This is a genomic window from Microbacterium sp., from assembly GCF_047602155.1.
Classification (GTDB): Bacteria; Actinomycetota; Actinomycetes; order Actinomycetales; family Microbacteriaceae; genus Microbacterium.
Genome location: NZ_JASGHZ010000001.1, coordinates 1,170,801 through 1,195,417, shown reverse-complemented (window position 1 = coordinate 1,195,417; position 24,617 = coordinate 1,170,801). Strand labels below are relative to the sequence as shown.

Sequence of the window (24,617 nt, the reverse complement as noted above, 5' to 3'; positions counted from 1 at the left end):
AGCTCGTCGTCGAACGCCCGTCAGGCCGCGACGACGTCGATCGAGCCGATGACGACGGGCTCGACCGGGCGGTCGCCGGGGCCGGTGCGCACGGCGGAGATCTCGTCGACGACGGCGCGTGAGGCGTCGTCGGCGACCTCGCCGAAGATCGTGTGCTTGCCGTTCAGCCATGGCGTCGGGTCGGTCGTGATGAAGAACTGCGAGCCGTTGGTGCCCTCGGCCTGGCCCGTGATGGCGTTGCGGCGCAGGCCCGCGTTGGCCATGGCGAGCAGGTACGGCACGCCGAAGTTCAGTTCGGGGTGGATCTCGTCGTTGAAGTTATAGCCGGGGCCGCCCACGCCCTGGCCGAGCGGGTCGCCGCCCTGGATCATGAAGTTCGGGATGATGCGGTGGAAGACGACGTCGGTGTAGAGGGGGCCCTCTCCGGGCTGGCCGGTGGCGGGGTGCGTCCACGCCTGCGAGCCGTCCGCGAGACCGGTGAAGTTCTGCACCGTGCGGGGCGCGTGGTCTCCGAAGAGGTTGACGACGATGTCGCCGTGGTTCGTGTGGATGGTGGCGACGGCGGTGTGAATCGGCATACTTGGCATTCTCTCATCCGTCCGGCCCTGGCGGTGTCGGCGCGGTCTGGCAAGATGGGGGATAGTCCGCATCAGCGCACCAGCCGCCAGATCAGGGAGGGCCCCGTGAGCCTCAGCCGTAAGCGCAAGAAGGAGCTCCAGAAGCTGCAGAAGCAGGCGAACGAGTTGTGGGACTCGCAGCAGGTGCTGCTGGGTCACGCTGGCGACGTCGCCCGCGAGGCCGGCCGCCAGCTCGGCAACTACAACCGCGAGCAGGTCGTGCCGACGGTGCAGCAGACGTACGAGAAGTACGCCGCGCCGTACGTGAACCAGGGCGTGGCCACGTCGCGCAAGGTGTACAACCAGCGCCTCGTGCCGGCCGCCGGTGCCGTCATCGGCTCGGCGCTGTCGGTGTGGGATGCCGCCAACGAGAAGCGTGAGAACCTCGCCGCCGGGCGGGCCTTCGGCGGTGTCGACCTCGGCGCCCTGCAGAAGCGGGCCGACAAGTACGGCAAGGAGGTCGCGGCCCGTCTGGTCGCGGCTCCGCCGGCCCCGGCGAAGAAGGGCATCGGCGCCGGTGGCGTGATCGCGATCATCTTCGGAGTCGCGGCGGCCGCGGGCGTGCTCTACGCCGCGTGGCAGACGCTGCGCGCCGACGACGAGCTGTGGGTCGCCGACGACCCGCTGCGCGCGCCGGAGGAGTGAGCCGGCGACGCGCACGGTGACCGCCGGTCAGTTCAGTCCGGCCAGCTCCAGTGCGACGTCGACGAGCTTGACGTGCTTCAGGGTCGCCACCTGATCGAGGGCGAACCACTCCGCCCGGTCGGTGGACCCCTCCAGTTCGTGGCGTAGCTCGCCGCCGACGATGTGCGCGCGATAGACGATGCGCAGCGTGTGCAGCGGTTCGGTCGCGCCCACACTGAGACGCTGGCCGGCCGGGATGACGCGCGAGTCGATGCCGAGCAGCCCGTCGAGCTCGACCCGGTAGCCGGTCTCTTCGTACACCTCGCGGCGCGCGGCGTCCTGCGGGTCTTCGCCCGCCTCGAGCCCGCCGCCGGGCATCGTCCAGGCGTTGTGCCGGCCCTCGACCCAGTGGGCGAGCAGGATCCTGCCGTGCTCATCGAGAATGACGGCGTAGGCGGCGACGCGCATGTCCATCTCGCCACCCTATCGACTGCCGGCTCGCGCTCTTCAGCGGGTGAAGCCGCGCTGCAGGTCGGCGTACCCGAGTGCGTCGTCGAGTGGGGACAGGGTGCCATGCTCGCGCAGTTCTCTGGCGGCGCGGTCGAGCGCGCTGTAGGCGACGCGAGCGAGACTGCCCCCGACGCTCACCCGGGCGACGCCGAGCGCAATCAGCGTCGCCGCGTCGATGACCGGCGCGGTCAGGCCCGCGACGATGTTCAGTGGCGCCGGGATCTCCCGCACGAGGCGCCCGATCGTGCCCGCGTCACGCACGCCCGGGACGAAGATGCAGTCCGCCCCGGCATCCACGTACCGCTGTGCGCGCTTCACGGTTTCCGTGAACGGGTCGCTGCTCCCGGCGACGAAGTACGCGTCAGTGCGGGCGTTCAACACGAAAGTTCCCCGGGGCGCTGCGGCGCGCGCCCGGGCGATCCGCTCCACGGCGGCATCCGCATCGAGCAGAACTCCCGCGACCGAATCCTCGATGTTGCCACCGACCGCGCCGACGCGGGCCGCTTCGGCGACCGTCGCGGCGACGTCGTCGTAGCCGGCTTCCAAGTCGGCGGTGACAGGAACCTCGACGGCGTCCACGATCTCGGCGATGCGGGACAGCATCACCTCGCGGCTCACGCCGCCACCGTCGGCGACCCCGCACGCCCACGCGATGCCGGCGCTCGTGGTGGCGATGGCCGCGAACCCCGCGGCGGCGAGCAGTCGTGCCGACCCGGCATCCCACGCGTTCGGAAGGACGAACCCGGGGCCGCGATGCATCTCGTGAAAGAGTTCGACACGCTCGTTCATAGCCCCGTCCTATACCCGCGGCCCGCAGCCGTCAAGGCGGCGAACCACCCGTCGACTCGGTGACTTTCACCCGTCCGGACAATGGAACATAAATGCGTAGATCTTCTTGCTTCTTTCGATGTTTTGTTCTATTCTGCTGGTAGGGAGTGAAGTCGCTTACGGGTGTCCTCGGGTGAGGCGGGAGCGTTCTGCTCCGTAGCGAAGAGTCTGGTTTTCGTTGCTCATCACGGGAGTGTCTTCATGTCCGCTGATGCGGTTTTTTCGCGCTCCTGGACCGCGTGGCAGCGGCGCGCGCGGGCATTACCTTGGCGGGTCGTAGGTGGCGATTATTGTTGTCCCGCTGACCGACAGCGGGCTGCCGTTGACCCCAGAGCGCAGTTGGAGAACTTAATGCTTGAGAAGTCCACCGACATGTGGGTATTCAACGAACTGGTGAGCAAGGGCTTCATCAACGCGTCGTTCGAGCCAGTGGACCCCAACGTCCGCGCGTGGGCCGAGAAGTCGGACGTCGAGTCCATCAACGAACTCCTGTCGACGGCTTCAAAGCGCGGGACCGGCAATGCCGGCCGCCCTGAGTTTGTGATCTTCGATGGACCCGCGAACCTGGTTGTCGTCATCGAGAACAAGGCATCGACGGCGAAGCACATCTTCGACGACGACCTTGGGCAACGGGTTGACGAGTATGCGGTCAACGGAGCGCTGTGGTACGCGAGCTTCCTGAAGGACCGGTTCAACGTCATAGCCGTCGCTTGCTCGGGCACCGACCGCCTCACACGGCGCATTGACACCTTCGGATGGAAGCTCGGCGTCGACACCTTTACAAACCTCAACGTTCATGAGGTTCTGAGACCTGCCGACTACCGCGATCTTCTGGCCGAGCCGGGGAAGACAGGGGATGCCGCTCGCCAGGCACGGCTCCTCGAGTCCGCCAACTCCATCAACGCGTTCATGCACCACGAGATGAACATCATCGAGCACAACCGCCTCTATGTGCTCGGCGCGATTCTGTTCGCGCTCGAGGATCCGCTGTTCAAGACCGCTTACTCGCAGTACAACTCCAATCAGGACATCGCTGAGATCCTCTGGCAGACACTTGAGCGGCGAATCAAGGGCTCGGTCGTCTCGGACAAGCGCACACTCACAGACGAGCTGCGCCCGAGGATCCTGTCTCTCGCCAACGCCGAGAAGGAGGGGATCCGCGACCGGTACGCCAAGGGAACGCTTCACAAGCTCATTGCTGATGTCGACCGGATTCTCTACGAGCACTATGAAGACAGTGAGCTCGATCTGATCTCCCTCTTCTTCAACGTCTTCTTGTCGTACTCCACGAAGGGCGGCTCGGATCTCGGAATCGTCCTCACCCCGTCGCACGTGACCCGCCTGTTCAACGACATCGCAAACGTTGACATATCGTCCAAGATCCTCGACCCTTGCGCAGGCACTGGTGGATTCCTAACGGCGGCGTGGAGGCGGATCGCGCTCTCCGACGACTACACCGCAAGCGAGAAGGACGCGTTCCGTAAGAACAACCTGTACGGAGTTGAAATCGAGGCCTCTGTTTACTCGGTCGTCGCCCTGAACATGTTCCTGAACAAGGATGGCCAGTCTCACCTCAAGAACGCTGACTGCTTCTCGGCGAGAAGGAACCTGGCGTCCTACGAGTGCAACGTCGGTTTCATCAACCCGCCGTACTCGAACGCGACGTACTCGGAGATCTCCTTCGTTGAGCTGATGCTGGACAGTCTGTTGCCTGGGAGCATCGGTGTTGCGATCGTACCGGTAAACGCCGTTTCATCGCGCACGAAGAAGCACTCAGACAATGATGTTTACAAGCAGCGGATCCTTGCAAAGCACCGATTGCTTGCCTCGATCGAGATGCCAAAGAACCTGTTCTTCCCGAAGGGAACCGAGACGATCGTTCTTGTCTTCCAGACGGGAAGCAAAAACTCCGGTTCGACCTGGATGGCCAAGTTTGATGACGGCTTCGCACTCATCAAGCATCAGAAAACTCGCACCCCCACCAACCTGAGTGAGGCTGCGTACGCCAACTTCCTGGCTGCCTACCGAGAGCGGGCCGACACGGACTTCTCGTTCCACGTCGAGGTTGACTATAGGGACCAATGGGTCTACACGCTGTTCAATGACGAAGACTACGAGGTCACGGACGCTGACCTTCAACAATCGGTCAACGAGTACATCGCGTACTTGTTCTCTAATCAGTACCTGTGAGGTGAAGGACATGGACAAGTACCCGCTGGTGAAGTTCTTCGATATCGCAGCTGCACTGCAGGACGACAAGATCAACTTTCAGGGCGCGGAACTCAACGATGTCGACGCGCTTCCGTTTGTCTCGAGGACGGCGCGGAACAACGGAGTCACGGGCTACTGCGAGCCCAGGGACGGCAAAGTAAACGACGGCGGAGTAATCACGCTCGCGCTGGACGGAAGCACTGGTTCAACGTTCTACCAGCACCATCGATTTCTGAGTGGACAGAACATCTGGCTGCTGAAGCCCAAGCCTGAGATGGTGGGCGTCATGACGCCCACCATCGCGCTCTACCTCGTTGCGACGATTCGGAAAGCCGTCGTCGCGTATACGTACAACCTGAGCCTCACCAAGACGAGGCTGCAGAAGGTTCAGATTGCTCTCCCGGTCACCGAGGAGGGCGTGCTCGACCACGCGTTCATCAAAGATGCGATGTCGCGTGTGAGGCACCTCGACCTGCTGGACGGGTTGCCGGACGAGCGTTACCAGATCCTCACGTGAAGGTGGCCGCAAGGCTGCCAGCCCTGACGTGAATCTGCACCACCGCCTGGCACGTGCGGCAGATCGGCCCCCGGCATCCTGCAATGGCCCAGCCCCACCGGCCGCCACTACCTCGATCGACCACCCTCGGCCGTCAGATTCACGGGCGCGACGGCAACTGGGCGACGAGGGTATCGGCGAGCCATCGTTCGAACCGGGCCGGGCTCCAGCCGGAGTCCCCGACGAGCTCGCCATAGACGCCGCCCGCAGCGCACGCGCGGAAGATCGCGCGGGGCATCGGTGTCCTCGTCCATCGCCGCGTCGTGGAGCACCATCTTCACCTCGCCGGGATCGGGGCCGAGGCGATCGCGAAGATCAGGGGCGGCATGACGCTCGTGCACACCGCCTTTCCTTCGTGTTCACGGTCGAAGACTGGGCGGCCAGCGGCGACACCGCGTGGGTTCGCGCGGCGGCGGTGGCCACGAACACCGGTGCGTTCTCGATCCGCCCACGGGGCTGCCGGTGAGCTTCACCGTGTGCGACGTGGTAGGCGTGGTGGACGGTCGCATCGTCGAGCACTGCAGTGTGCCCACCCGATTCGAAAACCTCCCGCGCCTCGGTCGGGTCGGCCCTCAGCAGTTGTCGTAGACGTAGTCCGCGTCGCCCGGGACGCCGAGATACCGGTCGCGCAGGATCGTCAGCGGAGCCCGGTCGGCGAGCGCGCAGACCCCGGCAAAGGCCTCGGCGTCGAGCTGATCGGTGTACTCGATCTGCAGCACCTGGTCGCCGTAGACCTCGGCGTAGGCGCCGCACTCCTCCCACACACCGCACTCCTCGGCGATCGCGAAGTCGAAGCCCAGTTCTGCGTGCGCGACCTGGGCGAGCTCGGCCGCGTTCTTCTGCCCGATCGCCAGGCCGTGCTCGTGGGCGAGCTGGGCGTACGCGGTGGCGAGGGCGAGGCTACCGTCCCGGTCGATCGCCGGGAACCGGTCGAAGGTGTCGAGGTTGTCGACCTCGAGTGCGTCGAATCCGCGGTCTGCGCACTGGGCGACGAGGGGCGCGACGATCGCGAGGATGCCCTCGCGCTGGGCGTTCGTCGACGGGTCGAGGACGTACTCGCCCGGCCATCCCGGGTCGGTCGCGAAGCCGTCAGCGCCGTCCGAGAGCAGGAGGTCGGGGTGCTCGAGCCACAACTCCGCATCCTCGGGCTGCGTCTGGAATCCGTTGACGTAGCAGACGTTGTACGCGCCCGCGAGCGGTTCAGCGTCCGCATCGCGCACGACGACATCGATGCCGACCGGCCCGGACCCGGCATCCACTTCGTCGTATGTGCCGTCGAGCTGGTAGTCGAAGACGCCGCTCGTGGGCGGCAGTGCGACCCCCTCGGACCCGGCGACAGACTGCGCCGTAGCGCTGGATGTCGCCGAGCAGCCGGCGAGCGTGAGTGCGACGAGCGTGAGCAGGGAGAGGGAGACCGTCGTCGCTCGTGTCACCGGCACGCTGCCCTCCGCACTTCGAGTGGAGCCTAGGAGATTCGAACTCCTGACATCTTGCTTGCAAAGCAAGCGCTCTACCAACTGAGCTAAGGCCCCGTACCTATGAAGGTGTATGAGAGGTTGTGGTGGGGGTACCAGGACTTGAACCTGGGACCTCTTCATTATCAGTGAAGCGCTCTAACCGCCTGAGCTATACCCCCGCAACCTCGAAGACTTTACCGGATTCTCGAGGTTTCCAGAAATCGGCGTCAGTTCGAGGTGAAGCCGACGAGCAGGCCGCCGGTGACCTTGACCATGAGGTTGTAGATGCCGGCGACGACGGCGCCGAGCACGGTGAGGACGATGAGGTTCAGGATCGCGACGATCGACCCGAACGCCATCACCTGCGGCAGATTGACGTACGTGCTCAGCGTGAAGTTGTCGTCGAACGCCTTGAACAGCTCGTCGAGCTTGCCGATCAGACCCGTCGTCTGCAGCACCATGTAGACGAGGAACACCGTCACGATCGTCACGATCGCCAGGGCCACCGCCGCCAGGAACGACAGCTTCACCGCCGACCAGAAGTCCACGTACACGAGGCGCAGGCGCACCTGCTTCGCGCTGGTCTTGCTCGAGGATTTCTTGGCGAGCTTGTCGGCTACCGTGCTCATGCGTCTGGGTCACTTCCTTCGGGGCTCGCAGGATCGGTCTCGTCTGCGGCGGCGTCTGTGGGTTCGGCCGGATCCTGTCGCAGCGACCTCTCGCTGTTGCGGGCTATCGCGAGGATGCGGTCGTCGTCGTCGGGACGGGCGAACACGACTCCCATGGTGTCGCGGCCCTTGGCGGGCACCTCGGCCACGGCAGAGCGTACCACCTTGCCGCTGGCAAGAACCACCAAGACCTCGTCGTCCTCGCCCACGATCAGACCACCCGCGAGGTCGCCGCGATCCTCGTTGAGCTTGGCCACCTTGATGCCCAGCCCGCCGCGTCCCTGCAGCCGGTACTGGCTGACCTCGGTGCGCTTCGCGTAGCCGCCCTCGGTCACGACGAACACGAACGCGTCGTCGTTCGCGACGGATGCCGACAGCAGCGTGTCGTCCTCGCGGAACGCCATGCCCTTCACGCCCTCGGTCGACCGGCCCATCGGACGCAGCGACTCGTCGGTCGCGGTGAAGCGCAGCGACATCCCGTGACGGGAGATGAGCAGGATGTCGTCGGTCTCGTCGACGAGCAGCGCCGAGACGACCTCGTCGCCCCCTTCTTCCTCCTCCTGGCCGCGCAGGCGGATCGCGATGATGCCGCCCTGCCGGTTCGTGTCGTACTCGCTGAGGAAGGTCTTCTTGATCTTGCCGTCGCGGGTCGCGAGCACGAGGTACTGCGCCACCTTGTAGTCGCGGATGTCGAGGATCTGCGCGATCTCCTCACCGGGCTGCAGTGCGAGGAGGTTCGCGACGTGCTGACCCTTCGCGTCGCGCCCGGCCTCGGGCACCTCGTACGCCTTCGACCGGTAGACCCGGCCCTTCGTCGTGAAAAACAGCAGCCAATGGTGCGTCGTCGTGACGAAGAAATGCTCGACCACGTCGTCGGCACGCAGCTGCGCGCCCTTCACGCCCTTGCCGCCGCGGTGCTGCGAACGGTAGTTGTCGCTGCGCGTGCGCTTGATGTAGCCGTCGCGCGTGACGGTGACGACCATCTCCTCTTCGGGGATGAGGTCTTCCATCGACATGTCGCCGTCGAACCCGTGCAGGATGTGGGTGCGCCGCTCGTCGCCGAACTTGTCGACGATCTCGGTGAGCTCCTCGGAGATGATCGTGCGCTGGCGCTCGGGCGAGGCGAGGATCGCGTTGAAGTCGGCGATCTTCACCTCCAGCTCGGCGGCCTCGTCGATGATCTTCTGGCGCTCCATCGCGGCCAGGCGACGCAGCTGCAGGTCAAGGATGGCCTGGGCCTGGTCGGCGTCGATGTCCAGCAGCGTCTGCAGGCCCTCGTTCGCCTCCTGCGCGGTCGGCGACCGGCGGATCAGCGCGATGACCTCGTCCAGCGCGTCGAGCGCCTTGAGGTAGCCGCGCAGGATGTGCATGCGCTTCTCGGCCTCGCGCAACCGGTACTGCGTGCGCCGGACGATGACCTCGACCTGGTGCGCGAGCCACAGCGAGATGAACCCGTCGAGCGGCAGCGTGCGGGGCACGCCGTCGACGATCGCCAGCATGTTGGCGCCGAAGTTCTCCTGCAGCTGCGTGTGCTTGTACAGGTTGTTCAGCACGACCTTCGCGACGGCATCGCGCTTGAGCACGATGACCAGCCGCATGCCGGTACGGTCGCTCGTCTCGTCGCGGATGTCGGCGATGCCGCTGAGCTTGCCGTCGCGCGCCAGGTCGCGGATCTTCGCCGCGACGTTGTCGGGGTTGACCTGGTAGGGCAGCTCGGTGACCACGAGGCACGTGCGCCCCTGGATCTCCTCGACGCCGATGACCGCCCGCTGCGTGATCGAGCCGCGGCCGGTGCGGTAGGCATCCTTGATGCCCTTCGTCCCGAGGATCTGCGCGCCGGTCGGGAAGTCGGGGCCGGGGATGCGCTCCATGAGCGCCTGCAGCAGCTCTTCGCGGTCGGCATCCGGGTGCTGCAGCGCCCACAGCGCACCGGCAGCGACCTCGCGCAGGTTGTGCGGCGGGATGTTGGTCGCCATGCCGACCGCGATGCCGACCGAGCCGTTCACCAGCAGGTTCGGGAACCGTGCCGGCAGAACCGTCGGCTCCTGGGTCTTGCCGTCGTAGTTCTCCTCGAAATCGACGGTGTCCTCGCCGATGTCGCGGACCATCTCCATGGCCAGCTGCGCCATCTTCGTCTCGGTGTACCGCGGGGCGGCGGCGCCCATGTTGCCCGGAGACCCGAAGTTGCCCTGCCCGTCGGCCAGCGGATAGCGCAGCGACCACGGCTGCACGAGGCGCACGAGCGCGTCGTAGATCGCGCTGTCGCCGTGCGGGTGGAACTGGCCCATCACATCGCCGACGATGCGCGCGCACTTGTTGAAGCTCTTGTCGGGACGGTACCCGCCGTCGTACATGCCGTAGATCACGCGGCGGTGCACCGGCTTCAGGCCGTCGCGCACGTCGGGCAGCGCGCGCCCGACGATGACGCTCATGGCGTAGTCGAGGTAGCTGCGCTGCATCTCGGTCTGCAGATCGACCTGCTCGATGCGGCCGTGGTTGGGTTCGTCGACCTGCTCGATGCCGCCGTCGGTGATGATGTCGTCGCTCATGTGTCAGTCTCTGTCGTGCGGGTCAGATGTCCAGGAACCGGACGTCTTTGGCGTTGCGCTGGATGAAGTTGCGCCGGGACTCGACGTCTTCGCCCATCAGCACGGAGAAGATCTCGTCGGCGGCCGCGGCATCCTCGATCGTCACCTGCTTGAGCGTGCGGGTCTCGACGTCCATCGTCGTCTCCCACAGCTCCTTGGCGTTCATCTCACCGAGGCCCTTGTAGCGCTGCACGCCGCTGTCTTTGGGGATGCGCTTGCCCTCCGCGAGCCCCGCCGTCAGCAGGGCGTCGCGCTCGCGGTCGCTGTAGACGTACTCGTGCGGCGAGTTCGACCACTTCAGCCGGTACAGCGGCGGCTGCGCGAGATAGACGTAGCCGGCCTCGATGAGTCCGCGCATGTAGCGGAACAGCAGCGTGAGCAGGAGCGTCGTGATGTGCTGGCCGTCGACGTCGGCATCGGCCATGAGCACGATCTTGTGGTACCTCGCCTTGGCGACGTCGAAATCCTCGCCGATGCCGGTGCCGAACGCCTGGATCATCGCCTGGATCTCGTTGTTGCCGAGAGCCCGGTCGAGCCGCGCCTTCTCGACGTTGAGGATCTTGCCGCGCAGCGACAGGATCGCCTGCCGCTCGGGGTCGCGTCCCGACACGGCCGAGCCTCCGGCCGAGTCACCCTCGACGAGGAAGATCTCGCTGATCGAGGGATCCTTGCTCGTGCAGTCCTTGAGCTTCTCGGGCATGGATGCCGACTCGAACACGCTCTTGCGGCGCGCGGTCTCGCGCGCCTTGCGCGCCGCCATGCGGGCGGTCGCCGCCTCGATCGCCTTCGTGATGACGCGCTTGGCCTGGGCGGGGTTGCGGTCGAGCCAGTCGGCGAGCTGGTCGCCGACGATCTTCTGCACGAACGCCTTCGCCTCGGTGTTGCCGAGCTTGGTCTTCGTCTGGCCCTCGAACTGCGGCTCCGACAGCTTCACCGAGATGACGGCGGTCAGGCCCTCGCGCACGTCGTCGCCGGAGAGGTTGTCGTCCTTCTCCTTGAGCAGGTTGTTCGCGCGCGCGTACTTGTTCACGAGTGTCGTCAGCGCGGCGCGGAACCCCTCTTCGTGCGTGCCGCCCTCGTGCGTGTTGATCGTGTTCGCGAAGGTGAAGACGTTCTCGGTGTATCCCGTCGTCCACTGCATCGCCAGCTCGAGCGAGATGTGGCGGTCGGTGTCCTCCGACTCGACCTCGATGATGTCCTCGTTGACGACGTCGGCCTTGCGCACCCTGTTGAGGTATTCGACGTAGTCGACGAGGCCGCGCTCGTAGAGGAAGTCGTCGTGCGGCTGCGTGTCGACCGCGGTCCCGTCGGGGCCGTCGGCGACGTAGGCCGAGTCCGGGCGCTGGTCGCTGAGCATGATGCGCAGCCCCTTGTTGAGGAAGGCCTGCTGCTGGAAGCGGGTGCGCAGCGTGTCGTAGTCGAAGTGGACGGTCTCGAAGATCGAGTCGTCGGGCCAGAACGTCACGATCGTGCCGGTCTCGTCGCTCGCCTCGCCCTGGACGAGCGGGCCCTGCGGCTTGCCGCCGTCGGCGAACGACTGCCGCCAGACGAACCCCTGCCGGCGGATCTCGACGTCGAAGCGGGTCGACAGGGCGTTGACGACCGACGAGCCGACGCCGTGCAGACCGCCCGAGACGGCGTACCCGCCGCCGCCGAACTTGCCGCCCGCGTGCAGCACCGTGAGCACGACCTCCACGGTCGACTTGCTCGGGTCGGAGGCGTGCGGATCGACCGGGATGCCGCGGCCGTTGTCGACGATGCGGATGGCGCCGTCGTCGAGGATCGTCACGTCGATCGTGTCGCAGTACCCGGCGAGAGCTTCGTCGACCGCGTTGTCGACGATCTCGTAGACGAGGTGATGCAGCCCCCGCTCACCGGTGGACCCGATGTACATGCCGGGGCGCTTGCGCACCGCCTCGAGGCCTTCGAGCACCTGGATGGCGTCGGCCCCGTACTCGTTCTCGACCTTGGGTGAGTGCTTCGCGGGAGCCTCTTCGGGAACGAGGTCTGAGGTATCGGACGTCATTGGTTTCGTGTGCTCCGGAGGTGTGGTGTGCGGGAGCCTGAGGCGACGCTCAGGGGCCGCTCCAGTCTATCGCCTGCGGACGGCATCCTGCGCGTTCTGCGGCCCTGTGGCGCCGTGAAACCGTTTCGGATGCCACGGGAGCTCGGTTATCCGTAGGTATCGCGAGGACCGCGCCCTGGAACGGCTCTGGGGCCCATTTCCAGGAGGGGACGTCCGGCCCGATGAATCGGACGTTCTGGACCCCGGCATCCGGGAACCGGCGCATCAGCTGCGTGACGATCTCGGCCCGCATGAGCTGCAGGTTCTTCGCCCACGCCGTCGAGTCGCACTGCACCGTCAGCAATCCGTCGGAGAGCGCGACCGGATGCGCGTGCCGCGCCGTCTCCGCGCCGGTGACATCGGTCCACTGCAGCACGAGGTCTTCGCGCGCGAGCAGCGAGTCCCAGCCCGACTGCCGGGTGAGGTCGGCGAGCACGTCGCCGACGCCTCTCGGGTCGCGGCCCGGGGCGAACGGCTGCTTGTCCTCGTCGTCGGCCGACTGCCTCCGGCGCTTGCGCGCCGCGCGCGCCGACGGCTGCAGCCCGCGCAGCCGCAGGTAGGTGGCGACGGTCTCGGGCACGTGGTCAGTCATCGCGGGCCTCCGAAACCTGCGAGGTCGGCGCAGCGCCGACGATCGTGCCGGCGACGACCCGGACGGTGCGGGCGCGCAGCGCCGGCGGCACGTCTTGTTCCACCGCGGCCGTCACGATGACCTGCTCGAAGCCTGCGACCATCCCAGCCAGCCGCGCACGACGGTCGGCGTCGAGCTCGGCGAAGACGTCGTCGAGGATGAGCACCGGGTCGCCGAGCTGCGACTGCGCCCGCAGCAGCTCGGCCGACGCGAGCCGCAGCGCGAGCGCCGTCGACCAGGATTCGCCGTGCGACGCGTAGCCCTTGACCGGAAGACCCCGCACGCGCAGCAGCAGATCGTCGCGGTGGGGACCGACGAGGGTGAGTCCGCGCTCGAGCTCGGCCGTGCGCCTGGCCGCCAGCGCCTGCCGGAACTGCGCCGCGATGTCGGCCGCGGGAGGAGTCGTCTCGGCGACCTCGCCCTCTTCGGGGTCGCCACCGCCGATCGAGAGCATCCACTGCAGTTCGGGGCGGTGATCCTCGCCGGCGATCGCGGCGTACGCCTGTGCCACGGGACCGGCCAGGTCGTCGGCGAGGGCAAGCCGTGCGCGGATCACCTGGGTGCCGAGCTCGACGAGCTTGTCGTCCCAGACGTCGAGGGTCGTGAGCTCTTCGCCGCGGATGCCGCGCTGCCGCGCCGACTTCAGCAGGGTCGTGCGCTGCTTGAGCACGCGCTCGTAGTCGGCGAGCACCCCCGCCATGCGCGGCGCGCGCTGGATGAGCAGCTGATCGGCGAATCGGCGGCGCGCCGACGGGTCGGAGCGGACGATCTGTAGATCCTCCGGGGCGAACAGCACCACCTGGGCATAGCGCACAAGCTCGGCCGGCTTCACGGCCGCGCCGTTGACCCGCGCCTTGTTGCTGCCGGAGCGGTTGAGCTGGGTCTCCAGCAGCACCCGTCGCTCGCCGTAGGCCAGTCGCATGCGGATGACGGCGGCATCCCTCCCGTCGCGCACCATCGGCGCATCCTGCGAGACGCGATGCGAGCCGAGGGTCGCGAAGTAGCCGATCGCCTCGGCGAGGTTCGTCTTGCCCTGACCGTTGCGGCCGACGAACACGTTCGCGCCGGCACCCAGAGCCACGTCGGCGGCCGCATAGTTGCGGAAGTCGACGAGACTGAGCTGCTCCACGATCACCAGATCACCCTATTCGGGCACGGTGACATTGTTCAGTACAGGGACATCGCTCAGCGCAGGAGCAGGTTGGGCTGCAGCAGGTACTTGAAGCTCTCCGGCCCGCCCGAGGTCTGCGCGGTGATGAGCACGGGGCTCAGCTTGTTCGCGTTGTCGCTCGAGGTGAAGGTGATGCGCGCGAACTCGCTCTTGACGGCGCCGAGCGCCTCGAGCAGGTACTGCGGGTTCAGCCCGAGGGTGACGTCCTCGCCGGCGAGGGTCGCATCCACCGATTCGGTGGCGCGGGCCTGCTCGGTGCCGGAGGCATCCATCGAGACGCCGTCTTCGGTGAACGTGAAGCGCAGCGGCGCGGAACGGTCGAGCACGAGCGCGACACGACGCACGGCCTCGGTGAGGTCGGCCGTGTTCACGACGGCGTAGTGGTCGGTCTGTTCGGGGAACAGGCGCCGCACCGGCGGGAAGTTGCCCTTGATGAGCAGCGACGTGACGGTCTTGTTGCCGGCCGTGAACGCGATGATCTCGCGGTCGCCCGATCCCGAGAACGAGATCTGGATGTCGCCGGAGTGCGCGAAGGTCTTGCCCACCTCGGTGAGGGTGCGCGCGGGAACCAGGGCCGTGGTCGATTCCGTGCCGCCGACGGTGCCGCCGTCGAAGGCGACCTCGCGCAGTGCGACGCGGTAGCGGTCGGTCGCGACGAGACTGAGCTCGGTACCGGCGACTTCCAGCTGCACGCCGGTGAGCACGGGGGTGACGTCGTCGCGCGACGCGGCGAAGGCGACCTGCGCGATCGCGGTGGCGAACTCCTCGGCCGGGACGAGCCCGGAGTCGCCGGTGACCTCGGGGATGGCGGGATATTCCTGAACCGGCATCGACGCGAGGGTGAAGCGCGCCGAACCGCAGCTGAGCACGATGCCGTCGTCCTCGCCGACCTCGATCTGGATCGGGGCGTTCGGCAGCCGGCTGGCGATCTCGGACAGGAGGCGGCCGTGCACGAGGATCGTGCCGGGCTCGTCGACGGTCGCCTCGATCGTCGTGCGTGCCGACGCCTCGTAGTCGAACGCGGCCAGCGACAGTCCCTCGTCGGATGCCTCAATCAGCACACCGGCGAGAATCGGCTGCGGATTGCGCTGCGGCAGGAGCTTGACGACGAACGACACCGCCTCGCTGAACACATCGCGGTTCACGTGGAACTTCACTGTCGCTCCCTTGACGTCTGGCTGGGCTTTCCCATGTTAGTGCCCTCGGCCTCGTAGAGGTGATCGAACGGGTTCTGCAATGGAGAGGTCTCTGTCATGGTGTTAACCGCTGTGGAAACTGTGGACAGTTTCGGCGATGCCAGTCGGCGAGCCGAAACCACACGCGTGTAAGTTGTGAGCGGGCTGCGGATGCCGCCCCGACAACTCCCGGATCGCCACCCCGGTCGACGTGTGCCGGTCCACAGCATCCCTCGATCTGTTCACAGCACTCCCCGCAGCGGCATGTAGTTATCCACAGGCTGTCCACACTGTGCAGAACGCGCATATTGTCGTCGCGTGTGAAAACTGTCAAGAGACGGTGACGGCATATATCGCCGCCGTCTCGACCCGGGAGGGCCGGGTCAGCGGCCGGCGCGGCCGAGCTGCGTTGTGATCTCGGAGACCTGGTTGTAGATCGAGCGGCGCTCTTTCATGAGGTCGCTGATCTTGCGGTAGGCGTACATCACGGTGGTGTGATCGCGATTTCCGAACAGCTGACCGATCTTCGGCAGTGACAGGCTCGTGCGCTCGCGGCACAGATACATCGCGATCTGGCGGGCCGTGGCGACCGACTGCGACCGGCTCGATCCGTAGAGGTCGTCGACCGACAGCCGGAAGTACTGCGCGGTCGCCGTGATGATGTCGGTGGGCGAGACGGCGTTCGCGGCATCCGTGTCGACGATGTCGCGCAGCACCGTCTGGGCGAGGGCGGTGTCGAGGTTCGACCGGTTCAGGCTCGCGAACGCCGAGACGCGGATGAGGGCGCCCTCGAGCTCACGGATGTTGCTGGAGACCTTCGTCGCGATGAACTCGAGCACATCGTCGGGCACGAGCAGGCGCTCGGACTGCGCCTTCTTGCGCAGGATCGCGATGCGGGTCTCGAGGTCGGGAGCCTGGACGTCGGTGATGAGGCCCCACTCGAAGCGGCTGCGCATCCGGTCTTCGAAGCCGGTGAGGTGTCGCGGCGGCACATCACTCGTGATCACGACCTGCTTGTCGTGATCGTGCAGCGTGTTGAAGGTGTGGAAGAACGCCTCCTGCGTCTCGGCCTTGCCCTGCAGGAACTGGATGTCGTCGATGAGGAGGATGTCGACGTCGCGGTAGCGCGCCTGGAACGCCGAGCCGCGGTTGTTCGCGATCGAGTTGATGAAGTCGTTCGTGAACTCTTCGCTGGAGACGTACCGCACCCGGATGCCGGGGAACAGGTCGATCGCGTAATTGCCGATCGCGTGCAGCAGGTGGGTCTTGCCGAGGCCGGAGTCGCCGTAGATGAACAGCGGGTTGTAGGCCTTCGCGGGTGCCTCGGCGACGGCGACGGCCGCGGCGTGGGCGAAGCGGTTGGACTGCCCGATGACGAAGCTGTCGAAGTTGTACTTCGGGTTCAGGCGGGTGTCGTTGCGCCGGGTGTCGCTGTGCGTCGGCTGGACCGGCGGCGTCTCGGGGTACTCGTTGCCGGTCGGCCGGTTCGCGGTGCCCAGGTTCGCGGTGCCCAGGGATGGCTGCTGCTCCGGGATCGGTGCCGTCAGCTGCGCGTCGGCGAGCTCGGGGTTGACGACGACGCGGAAGGCCGATGCCGCCGGCTCGGCGTCCACGCGCGCGAGCGCTTCCATGATCGGCGCGCGCAGCCGCTTGTTCAGCTGTGCCGCGGTGAGGTCGTTCGGGACGTCGAGATAGAGCGTTCCGCCCATGACGCCCTGGGCGACGGCGAGGTTGAGGAATCCGTGCAGTTGCGGGGTGACGCGATCGTCGACGGCGAGCTCGCCCAGCACGGCGGTCCAGACGGGGACATCCGGAACTTCGTGATCGGACATGCTCTCCCCTGCTCGTGGTGGGTGCCGCGGCGCGCGCCGCGGCGGGCTCGCACCTGTGGATAACTTCCCGGGTCACGCTATCCAGCGACCCCGGTGAGAGCAAAATCCACTGTAGAACCGCCCCGCGTGTCTTCACCAGACGCGATCTTCGGTCGGTGGATAATGTCCCGTCGAACTCGCCCGGTTTGAGTTCTCTCTCGCGACGACGTAGCCTTAGTCGGTTGACTTATGCCCGTACGGGCAGTCCCACGTCCCCTGTGTCTCCGGTCCAGAGCCTTCCGGTGACCGCCGATCCGGAGTGATCTTCATGAGCAAGCGCACGTTCCAGCCCAACAACCGCCGCCGCGCCAAGAAGCACGGCTTCCGCGCCCGCATGCGCACGCGCGCCGGCCGCGGCATCCTCTCGGCGCGCCGCGCCAAGGGCCGCACCACGCTGTCCGCCTGATCCCTCCGGTGCTGGCGCGGGCTCAACGCATCACCCGCGGGGCGGAGTACAAGGCCGTCGTCCGCGGGGGTGGCCGCTGTGCCGGTGCGCACACCGTGACGTACGTCGTCACTACCTCCGAAGACCGTCCCGCACGGTTCGGATTCATCGTCAGCAAGCAAGTGGGAACCGCCGTGACCCGCAACACCGTGCGCCGCAGGCTCAAGGCCGTGTGCGCCGCGGCGCTGCCGGACGTGCGTCGCGGCGCCGATGTCGTCATCCGGGCGCTGCCGTCGGCGGCATCCGCCGACTACGCACAGCTGCGCATCGAGGTCACGCGCTGCCTCGAACGGCGGGCCGCCGCGTGAGCGCCACCGCCCTGCCGTCGTACGCCTACGGCACCGGTCGGATGTCGGCATCCGCGGTTCTCGCGGCTCTCCCCCTCCTGCCGCGCAACGCGGGGCTCGCGGTGCTGCACGGCTACCGCGCGACGATCTCGCACACCTACGGCGATGTCTGCAAGTTCTATCCGTCGTGCTCCGCCTACGCCGTCGGCGCCGTGCAGCAGCACGGACTGCTGAAGGGGTCGGCGCTGACCGCAGCCCGGCTGGGGCGCTGCCACCCGTGGGCGCGGGGCGGCATCGACGACGTGCCCGCCCATCGGGACTTCCGCCATGAACTCACCCGGCACGGGTTCGTCGTGCCTCCGAACGACGGCGCGGTTCTCCCGCGTCGCCCAGAAAGGACTGATCCGTGCCGGATCTCTTCACCGCGACGCTGAACCATCTCGCCGCGACCTCCACGCCCGCTGCCGGCGGTGGCTTCGACTTCTTCAGCACCATCATGTGGCCGTTCAAGTGGCTCGTCGAGGCGATCCTCGTCTTCTGGCACTGGCTGTTCACCTCGGTGGGCCTCGAGGCCGACGCCGGTCTCACGTGGGTGCTGTCGATCATCGGCCTCGTGATCGTCGTGCGCAGCGCCCTGATCCCGCTGTTCGTGCGGCAGATCAAGAGCCAGCGGAAGATGATGGAAATTGCTCCTGAACTGCGAAAAGTGCAGGAGAAGTACCGCGGCAAGAAGGATCAGCTGTCGCGCGAGGCCATGAGCCGCGAGACGATGGCGCTGTACAAGAAGCACGGCACGACGCCCGTGTCGAGCTGTCTTCCGCTTCTCGTGCAGATGCCCATCCTCCTCGGCATGTTCTACACGCTCAGCGACGTCAAGAAGCACGCCGAGGCCGGCACCGGCGGCGTGGGCCCGCTGAACGCCGACCTCACGAAGCAGTTCTACGACGCCCAGCTCTTCGGCGTGGCGCCGCTGCACACCGACATGATCTCGGCGATCAACGCGGGCCAGACGGCGACGGTCGTCATCCTCGTCATCCTCGTGGTCCTCATGATCGCGTCGCAGTTCTTCACCCAGCTGCAGATCATCTCGAAGAACCTCTCCCCCGAGGCCAAGACCGGCCAGGCGTACCAAATGCAGAAGATCATGCTGTACGTGCTGCCCTTCGCGTTCGTCTTCTCCGGCGTCTTCTTCCCGTTGGGCGTCGTGCTCTACTGGTTCACGAGCAACATCTGGACGATGGTGCAGCAGTTCCTCGTCATCCGGAACCTGCCCACGCCGGGCTCCGATGCGGCGAAGGCCCGCGAAGAGCGGCTGGCCCGCAAGGGTAAGGCGCTCGACTCGCACGGCAAGATCGTGCCGCTGGAGAAGTACCAGGCCGAGCAGCAGCGCCTGTACGAAGAGGCGCAGAAGGTCAAGGCGGAAGCCCCCAAGCGCCAGCAGCCGATGGGCAAGCAGCGCTCGAAGAAGCAGGCGCAGCAGAACAAGCCCGACGGCAACAATGCCGATGGTTCGAAGCCGGATGCCGGCAGCACCAAGCCCGGAGGAACATCATGAGCACCACTGACGAGCACGCGAGCGCACACACCCCGGCGACGGTGGAGCAGTTGGAGCAGGAAGGCGATGTCGCGGCCGACTACCTCGAGGGTCTGCTCGACATCGCCGACATCGACGGCGACCTCGCCCTCGACGTGCGCAGCGGCCGGGCGTACGTGTCGGTGGAGAACGAGGATGACGAGTCCCTGCGTCTGCTGGCCGACCCCGAGACGGTGCAGGCGCTGCAGGAGCTCACACGCATCGCGGTGCAGACGAAGACCGGTCGGTTCTCGCGGCTGATCCTGGATGTCGGTGGATCGCGCGACGCGCGCCAGCGGCAGTTGGAGAAGCTGGTGGACCGGGCGATCGCACGGCTGGACGAGGGTGGTTCGCAGGCATCGCTGCCGGCGATGTCGAGCTACGAGCGCAAGCTGGTGCACGACATCGTGGCCGAACGTGGCCTGGTCTCGGAGTCGTACGGCGATGGCGTCGACCGGCACACCGTCATCCGTCGCGCGTGACGCGCACGTTTCACGTGAAACATCGATGATCGAGATCGAACCGGAACCCGCGTCGGCGGCCGCCGTGTTCGGCGGCCGTCTCGAACTGGCGCGCCGGTTCGCGACCGCTCTGGGTGCACACGGTGAGGAGCGCGGGCTCATCGGGCCGCTGGAGGCGGCTCGGCTGTGGAACCGGCACATCCTCAATTCCGCGATCGCCGCTCCCCTCTTTCCGACGGGACGTGTCGGCGACGTCGGCTCCGGTGCGGGGCTTCCCGGGCTGGTGCTGGCGATCGCGCGGCCGGACGTGCACTGGGTGCTCATCGAGCCGATGGAGCGGCGGGTGGCGTGGCTGCGCGAGCAGCAGGATGCACTGGGCCTCGACAACGTCGAGGTCGTACGCGCGCGCGGCGAGGAGTGGAAGCAGGGGCGCGTGCTGGATGCCGTGACCGCCCGCGCCGTCAGCGCGCTGCGGACGCTGATTCCGCTGACCGCTCCCCTTGTGCGTCCCGGGGGAGCTGATCCTCCTCAAGGGCGCCAACGTCGAGAACGAGATCGCCCCGGCGGAGAAGGTGATCCGCAGGCACCGGCTCACCGACGTGCGGGTCCAGGTCGTCGGCGAGGGCATCATCGACGAGCCCACCCGCGTCTTCCGCGCCACCGTCGGTGGGTGAGTGTCCGTTTCACGTGAAACGCACCGCGGGGTGAGGGTGGGGAACCACCTCCGTTTCACGTGAAACGGAGGCGATGACGGACGGGCCCGCCGCGTCGACTACAGTGAAGAGGCCCGCGAAGACAGGAGTTGACGGTGACGGAATCGGACAATGCGACCGCACCGTCCTCCCTCTACGACAGCCCGATCGCGCGCGAACTGGCCGATCTGACCTCGCGGCGCAGGGCGCTCGAGGCCGTCCGGCTGCAGTTCCACGGCGGCACCCGCGTCCTGACGGTCTCGAACCAGAAGGGCGGAGTCGGCAAGACCACGACGACCGTCAACCTCGCCGCGGCGCTGGCGTCGGTGGGCGCCCGCGTCCTCGTGATCGACCTCGATCCGCAAGGAAACGCCTCGACGGCCCTGGGCGTGCCGCACACGGCCGACATCCCGAGCGTCTACGACGTCCTGATCGACGAGTTCCCGCTCGCCGACATCGTCCAGACGAGCCCCGAGTCGCCGAACCTGCTCTGCGCGCCCAGCACGATCCATCTCGCGGGCGCGGAGATCGAGCTCGTCTCGCAGGTCGCCCGCGAGCATCGCCTCCGCACAGCGCTGGACGACTACCTCGCCACCGTCGACGAACGTCCCGATTTCGTCCTCATCGACTGCCCGCCGTCGCTCGGCCTGCTCACGATCAACGCGTTCACGGCGGCCAGTGAGCTGCTCATCCCCATCCAGTGCGAGTATTACGCGCTGGAGGGTCTCAGCCAGCTGCTCGGCAGCATCCGGATGATCCAGAAGCACCTGAATCCCTCGCTGCACCTGTCGACCATCCTCCTGACGATGTACGACGGTCGCACGCGCCTCGCGCAGCAGGTCGCCGACGAAGTGCGCACGCACTTCCCGAACGAGGTGCTGCAGACCGTCATACCGCGCTCGGTGCGCGTGTCGGAGGCGCCGAGCTTCGGCCAGACCGTGATCGCGTACGACGGGAACTCGGTCGGCGCGGTGTCGTACCGCGAGGCGGCGGTGGAGATCGTGCGGCGCGAGCAGCAGAAGGCACAGAACGAGGGGACATCCTGATGGCGAAGCGGACTGGACTGGGGCGCGGCATCGGCGCGCTCATCCCGACGACCGAGAGCGCGCAGGCGCGTCCCGTCGACGTGTTCTTCCCGGGTGCGTCCTCGACGGCGGTCGTTCCCGAGCTCGCGACGGATGCCGGCGGCTCCCCAGACGAGGCCTCCGGGCTGCTGGCCATCCCGGGCACGCGCCTCGTCCACCTCGACCCGAACGAGATCGTCCCGAACCCGCGTCAGCCCCGCACCAACTTCGACCCGGACGACCTCGCAGAGCTGGTGCACAGCGTGCGCGAGTTCGGCGTGCTGCAACCGGTCGTCGTGCGCACCAACGAGGATGGTGCCTATGAGCTCGTCATGGGGGAGCGCCGCACGCGCGCCTCGCGCGAAGCGGGCCTCACCTCGATCCCGGCGATCGTGCGCGACACCGCCGACGAGAACCTGCTGCGCGACGCGCTCCTGGAGAACCTGCACCGCTCCCAGCTGAACCCCCTGGAAGAGGCGTCGGCGTACCTGCAGCTGCTGGAGGACTTCGGCATCACCCAGGAAGAGCTCGCCGGCCGGCTCGGTCGCTCCCGGCCGCAGATCAGCAACACGATCCGGCTGCTGAAGCTGCCCGTGCCGGTGCAGCAGCGGGTCGCGGCGGGCGTGCTGAGCGCCGGTCACGCCCGTGCGATCCTGTCCCTCGACGATGAGGCGGCGATGCAGCGGCTCGCCGACAAGATCGTCAACGAAGATCTCTCGGTGCGCGCGGCGGAGGCCGCGGCCAAGGGCGTCGCGGCTCCGATCCGGGTGGCGCCGAAGGCGGGCGCGCGCCGGGCGCACCTCGATGACGTCGCCGAGCGGCTCGGCGACCGCCTCAACACCAAGGTCCGCATCTCTCTGACGGCAAGAAAAGGCCAGATCAATATAGATTTCGCCACCATCCAGGATCTGAACCGCATCCTCGCGGAGCTCGGCGAGACCGAGTACGGCGCGCGCTGACCCGCGCGGCCTCCCGGGTGTGGCCTTCGGCATCCGGATGGCGTGATCGAAAACAGGAGATTCGGCGAGAACAGGACGAAACCGGCGGCATCCTTCCTGTTTTGGAACGATCTCCTGTTTTCGGTGAAGGGGATGCCGGGAGGATGCAGGGGCGCCGCGTCGTAGGCTGGACGGGTGACCGACCGTTCGCTCCCGCGCCGCGCCAGCCTCGAACTGCTGCGCGCCGAGGCGACCGACGAGCTGTCGGTGCTCATCGAGGAGCGCGTGCGCGACGGTGAAGACCCGTGGGACTTCATGGAAGACCTGCCGTCGGTCGATGAACTCGTGGTTCTGACCCTCCGCGCCGAGAACATCGCCGCCGACGGTGGCATCCGGCCCACGGCGGCACGGAACTACCGGGTGCTGCGGCAGATCGCGTTCGACTATCCGCCGCTCACGCGGGCCGTGTGGCGGCTGCTGGGCAGCGAGCCGCACCGCCGCTGGGACGCGTCGATCCGTGCCGAGGCGTCATAGCGTCGCCGGGACCGGTTCGGTCGCGGCGATCTGCGGGTCTTCGTCGCGCGCACCCGCAGAATGCCGCGACCGAACGGGGTGGCCGAGCGCGGTGGCCGAAGGAGGTGGCCGAACGCGGTGCCCAAACGGGGTCGCCGAAGGGGGCCGCGACCGAACGAGGCGCGACCGAAGCGGGTCAGCGAAGGTAGGCGGCGAGATCCTGCTCGAGCGCGAACTTGGGCTTCGCGCCGACGATCGTCGTCTCGACCTTGCCGCCCTGGAACACCTTCATCGCCGGGATCGACGTGATCTGGTACTCCATCGCGAGGTGCGGGTTCTCGTCGACGTTGAGCTTCAGCACGGTGAGCTTGTCGCCGTGCTCGGACTGGATCTCGTCGAGGATCGGTCCAACCATGCGGCACGGACCGCACCAGGCGGCCCAGAAGTCCACCAGCACGGGGCCTTCGGCGTCGATGACGTCCTGCTGCCAGGTGGCTTCGCTCGTGGCCTTGGCGGTCATGTCCTTCTCCTTCGTTCGCACCTCGGTGCGTGGTCACTGGGCATCAACGCGACGGATGCCGCCGTTGTTCCCCACCAGGCTGCTCAGGCGGCGGTACGCCCGTCGATCTCCCCGGCATCCGCGGTGGGAGCGCCGGCGTCGCCCCGTGCGGCCAGGTAGTGCTCGACGTCGAGGGCGGCGACGGTCCCCGAGCCGGCGGCGGTGACCGCCTGACGGTAGGTCGGGTCGACGACGTCGCCCGCGGCGAACACGCCGGATGCCGACGTGCGCGACGACCGGCCGTCGACCCACACGGTGCCCTGCGGCGTGAGGTCGAGCTGACCGTGCACGAGATGCGTACGCGGGTCGTTGCCGATCGCGACAAAAACACCGGTCAGCGGCAGTTCCCGGGTCGAGCCGTCGACCGTCGAGGTCAGCACGATGCCGGTCACGGCGTCGTCGCCGAGAATGTCGGCGACCTCGCTGTTCCACACGAACTCGATCTTCTCGTTCGCGAACGCGCGATCTTGCATGATCTTCGACGCGCGCAACTCGTCGCGGCGGTGGATGACGTACACCTTCGACGCGAACTTCGTGAGGAAGGTCGCCTCCTCCAGCGCCGAGTCGCCGCCGCCGACCACCGCGATGACCTGCTCGCGGAAGAAGAACCCGTCGCACGTGGCGCAGTACGACACTCCGTGGCCCGACAGCCGCGACTCGCCGGGCAGGCCCAGCTTGCGCGGCGCCGACCCGGTCGCGAACACGACGGCCTCGGCCTCGTGCACCGCGCCGCTGCCCATCGTCACGGTCTTGACGTCGCCCGACAGGTCGAGCCCGACGACATCGTCGTACAGCACCTCGGTGCCGAACCTCTCGGCCTGCTCCTGCATCTTCGTCATGAGGTCGGGCCCCATGATGCCCTCGGGGAACCCGGGGAAGTTCTCCACCTCGGTGGTGTTCATCAGCTCGCCGCCGGTCTCCACCGAGCTGGCCATCAGCAGCGGCTTCAGGTTCGCCCGCGCCGCGTAGATCGCGGCGGTGAACCCCGCCGGCCCCGACCCGATGATGATGACCTGTCGCACGTGCAATCCTTTCCGGCGTGGACCCGTTCGCGGGCTCCAGCGCATTCAACCCATGGTAGCCGCGGCGCATTCCGCGCCGCGGGAGGCAGCA

Annotated in this window: 24 protein-coding genes, 2 tRNA genes and 2 pseudogenes; 12 read left to right on the top strand and 16 right to left on the bottom strand. The window is 67.2% G+C overall.

Features of this window, described 5'->3' with window-relative positions; all coding sequences use genetic code 11:
• Positions 1-20 precede the first annotated feature (20 nt).
• Entirely contained in the window at positions 21-578 is a 558-nt protein-coding gene (locus QM720_RS05695; RefSeq protein WP_415125176.1) for a peptidylprolyl isomerase, read from the bottom strand.
• Positions 579-683: 105 nt separating this feature from the next.
• On the opposite strand from QM720_RS05695, the gene QM720_RS05690 reads away from it, so the two are divergent.
• On the top strand, positions 684-1,262 hold the full coding sequence (locus QM720_RS05690; RefSeq protein ID WP_415125175.1) for a DNA helicase: 579 nt from the start codon (positions 684-686) through the stop codon (positions 1,260-1,262).
• A 27-nt stretch (positions 1,263-1,289) separates the two neighbouring features.
• On the opposite strand, the gene QM720_RS05685 is transcribed toward QM720_RS05690, so the two are convergent.
• Together QM720_RS05685 and QM720_RS05680 are read right to left on the bottom strand one after the other, a co-directional pair.
• On the bottom strand, positions 1,290-1,715 hold the full coding sequence (locus tag QM720_RS05685; protein WP_415125174.1) for an NUDIX hydrolase: 426 nt from the start codon (positions 1,713-1,715) through the stop codon (positions 1,290-1,292).
• Between the two features lie 33 nt (positions 1,716-1,748).
• Positions 1,749-2,540 carry an isocitrate lyase/PEP mutase family protein gene (locus tag QM720_RS05680; protein ID WP_415125173.1) on the bottom strand — a complete coding sequence of 264 codons (792 nt, stop codon included), beginning with the start codon at positions 2,538-2,540 and terminating at the stop codon, positions 1,749-1,751.
• Positions 2,541-2,930: 390 nt separating this feature from the next.
• Between QM720_RS05680 and QM720_RS05675 the strand changes: the two genes are divergently transcribed.
• Complete coding sequence (locus QM720_RS05675) at positions 2,931-4,769, top strand: HsdM family class I SAM-dependent methyltransferase (protein ID WP_415125172.1); 1,839 nt, start codon at positions 2,931-2,933, stop codon at positions 4,767-4,769.
• Positions 4,770-4,779: 10 nt separating this feature from the next.
• Positions 4,780-5,307, top strand: a complete 528-nt coding sequence (locus QM720_RS05670; RefSeq protein ID WP_415125171.1) for a restriction endonuclease subunit S — start codon at positions 4,780-4,782, stop codon at positions 5,305-5,307.
• A gap of 139 nt (positions 5,308-5,446) precedes the next feature.
• On the opposite strand, the gene QM720_RS05665 is transcribed toward QM720_RS05670, so the two are convergent.
• From QM720_RS05665 to dnaA, 11 genes and pseudogenes are all read right to left on the bottom strand, one after another.
• Positions 5,447-5,584, bottom strand: a complete 138-nt coding sequence (locus QM720_RS05665; RefSeq protein WP_415125170.1) for a hypothetical protein — start codon at positions 5,582-5,584, stop codon at positions 5,447-5,449.
• 334 nt (positions 5,585-5,918) lie between these two features.
• Positions 5,919-6,785: an endo alpha-1,4 polygalactosaminidase gene (locus QM720_RS05660; RefSeq protein ID WP_415125169.1), complete on the bottom strand. Its 867-nt coding sequence runs from the start codon at positions 6,783-6,785 to the stop codon at positions 5,919-5,921.
• A 20-nt stretch (positions 6,786-6,805) separates the two neighbouring features.
• A tRNA-Ala gene (locus tag QM720_RS05655) sits at positions 6,806-6,878 on the bottom strand.
• A 27-nt stretch (positions 6,879-6,905) separates the two neighbouring features.
• Positions 6,906-6,982: transfer RNA gene (locus QM720_RS05650), tRNA-Ile, on the bottom strand.
• Between the two features lie 48 nt (positions 6,983-7,030).
• Positions 7,031-7,432: a DUF3566 domain-containing protein gene (locus tag QM720_RS05645; RefSeq protein WP_415125168.1), complete on the bottom strand. Its 402-nt coding sequence runs from the start codon at positions 7,430-7,432 to the stop codon at positions 7,031-7,033.
• On the bottom strand, positions 7,429-10,020 hold the full coding sequence (gyrA, locus tag QM720_RS05640) for a DNA gyrase subunit A (RefSeq protein WP_415125167.1): 2,592 nt from the start codon (positions 10,018-10,020) through the stop codon (positions 7,429-7,431). Before gyrA ends, QM720_RS05645 begins: the two co-directional genes overlap by 4 nt.
• 22 nt (positions 10,021-10,042) lie before the next feature.
• Positions 10,043-12,085 (bottom strand): DNA topoisomerase (ATP-hydrolyzing) subunit B, encoded by a 2,043-nt coding sequence (gyrB, locus tag QM720_RS05635; RefSeq protein WP_415125166.1) that lies wholly within the window; start codon positions 12,083-12,085, stop codon positions 10,043-10,045.
• A gap of 146 nt (positions 12,086-12,231) precedes the next feature.
• Positions 12,232-12,716: pseudogene (locus tag QM720_RS05630) on the bottom strand (DUF721 domain-containing protein).
• Positions 12,709-13,890: a DNA replication/repair protein RecF gene (gene recF / locus QM720_RS05625; RefSeq protein ID WP_415125165.1), complete on the bottom strand. Its 1,182-nt coding sequence runs from the start codon at positions 13,888-13,890 to the stop codon at positions 12,709-12,711. Before recF ends, QM720_RS05630 begins: the two are co-directional and overlap by 8 nt.
• A 50-nt stretch (positions 13,891-13,940) precedes the next feature.
• Complete coding sequence (gene dnaN / locus QM720_RS05620) at positions 13,941-15,083, bottom strand: DNA polymerase III subunit beta (protein ID WP_415125164.1); 1,143 nt, start codon at positions 15,081-15,083, stop codon at positions 13,941-13,943.
• A 401-nt stretch (positions 15,084-15,484) separates the two neighbouring features.
• Positions 15,485-16,933, bottom strand: a complete 1,449-nt coding sequence (gene dnaA / locus QM720_RS05615; protein ID WP_415125163.1) for a chromosomal replication initiator protein DnaA — start codon at positions 16,931-16,933, stop codon at positions 15,485-15,487.
• 307 nt (positions 16,934-17,240) lie between these two features.
• Between dnaA and rpmH the strand changes: the two genes are divergently transcribed.
• From rpmH to QM720_RS05570, 9 genes and pseudogenes are all read left to right on the top strand, one after another.
• A complete protein-coding gene (rpmH, locus tag QM720_RS05610) occupies positions 17,241-17,378 on the top strand; it encodes a 50S ribosomal protein L34 (protein WP_415125162.1) in 138 nt (45 codons plus the stop codon).
• Between the two features lie 8 nt (positions 17,379-17,386).
• Positions 17,387-17,725, top strand: coding sequence for a ribonuclease P protein component (rnpA, locus tag QM720_RS05605; protein WP_415125161.1), 339 nt, complete (start codon positions 17,387-17,389; stop codon positions 17,723-17,725).
• A gap of 41 nt (positions 17,726-17,766) precedes the next feature.
• Positions 17,767-18,138 (top strand): membrane protein insertion efficiency factor YidD, encoded by a 372-nt coding sequence (gene yidD, locus QM720_RS05600; RefSeq protein WP_415127827.1) that lies wholly within the window; start codon positions 17,767-17,769, stop codon positions 18,136-18,138.
• Complete coding sequence (gene yidC / locus QM720_RS05595) at positions 18,135-19,259, top strand: membrane protein insertase YidC (protein ID WP_415127825.1); 1,125 nt, start codon at positions 18,135-18,137, stop codon at positions 19,257-19,259. The genes yidD and yidC overlap by 4 nt, the downstream gene beginning before the upstream one ends.
• The gene (locus QM720_RS05590; RefSeq protein ID WP_415125160.1) at positions 19,256-19,759 is read left to right on the top strand and encodes a protein jag; all 504 of its coding nucleotides are present in this window, start codon (positions 19,256-19,258) and stop codon (positions 19,757-19,759) included. The genes yidC and QM720_RS05590 overlap by 4 nt, the downstream gene beginning before the upstream one ends.
• A gap of 25 nt (positions 19,760-19,784) precedes the next feature.
• Positions 19,785-20,412 (top strand): annotated as a pseudogene (gene rsmG / locus QM720_RS05585) (16S rRNA (guanine(527)-N(7))-methyltransferase RsmG).
• Positions 20,413-20,546: 134 nt separating this feature from the next.
• Positions 20,547-21,476 carry a ParA family protein gene (locus QM720_RS05580; RefSeq protein ID WP_415125159.1) on the top strand — a complete coding sequence of 310 codons (930 nt, stop codon included), beginning with the start codon at positions 20,547-20,549 and terminating at the stop codon, positions 21,474-21,476.
• The gene (locus QM720_RS05575) at positions 21,476-22,453 is read left to right on the top strand and encodes a ParB/RepB/Spo0J family partition protein (protein WP_415125158.1); all 978 of its coding nucleotides are present in this window, start codon (positions 21,476-21,478) and stop codon (positions 22,451-22,453) included. Before QM720_RS05580 ends, QM720_RS05575 begins: the two co-directional genes overlap by 1 nt.
• Positions 22,454-22,627: 174 nt before the next feature.
• The gene (locus tag QM720_RS05570) at positions 22,628-22,966 is read left to right on the top strand and encodes a tryptophan synthase subunit alpha (protein ID WP_415125157.1); all 339 of its coding nucleotides are present in this window, start codon (positions 22,628-22,630) and stop codon (positions 22,964-22,966) included.
• 175 nt (positions 22,967-23,141) lie between these two features.
• Here the strand turns inward: QM720_RS05570 and trxA are convergent, their stop codons facing one another.
• Together trxA and trxB are read right to left on the bottom strand one after the other, a co-directional pair.
• Complete coding sequence (gene trxA, locus QM720_RS05565; RefSeq protein WP_415125156.1) at positions 23,142-23,465, bottom strand: thioredoxin; 324 nt, start codon at positions 23,463-23,465, stop codon at positions 23,142-23,144.
• A gap of 83 nt (positions 23,466-23,548) precedes the next feature.
• Positions 23,549-24,526, bottom strand: a complete 978-nt coding sequence (trxB, locus tag QM720_RS05560) for a thioredoxin-disulfide reductase (RefSeq protein WP_415125155.1) — start codon at positions 24,524-24,526, stop codon at positions 23,549-23,551.
• Positions 24,527-24,617: the final 91 nt, after the last annotated feature.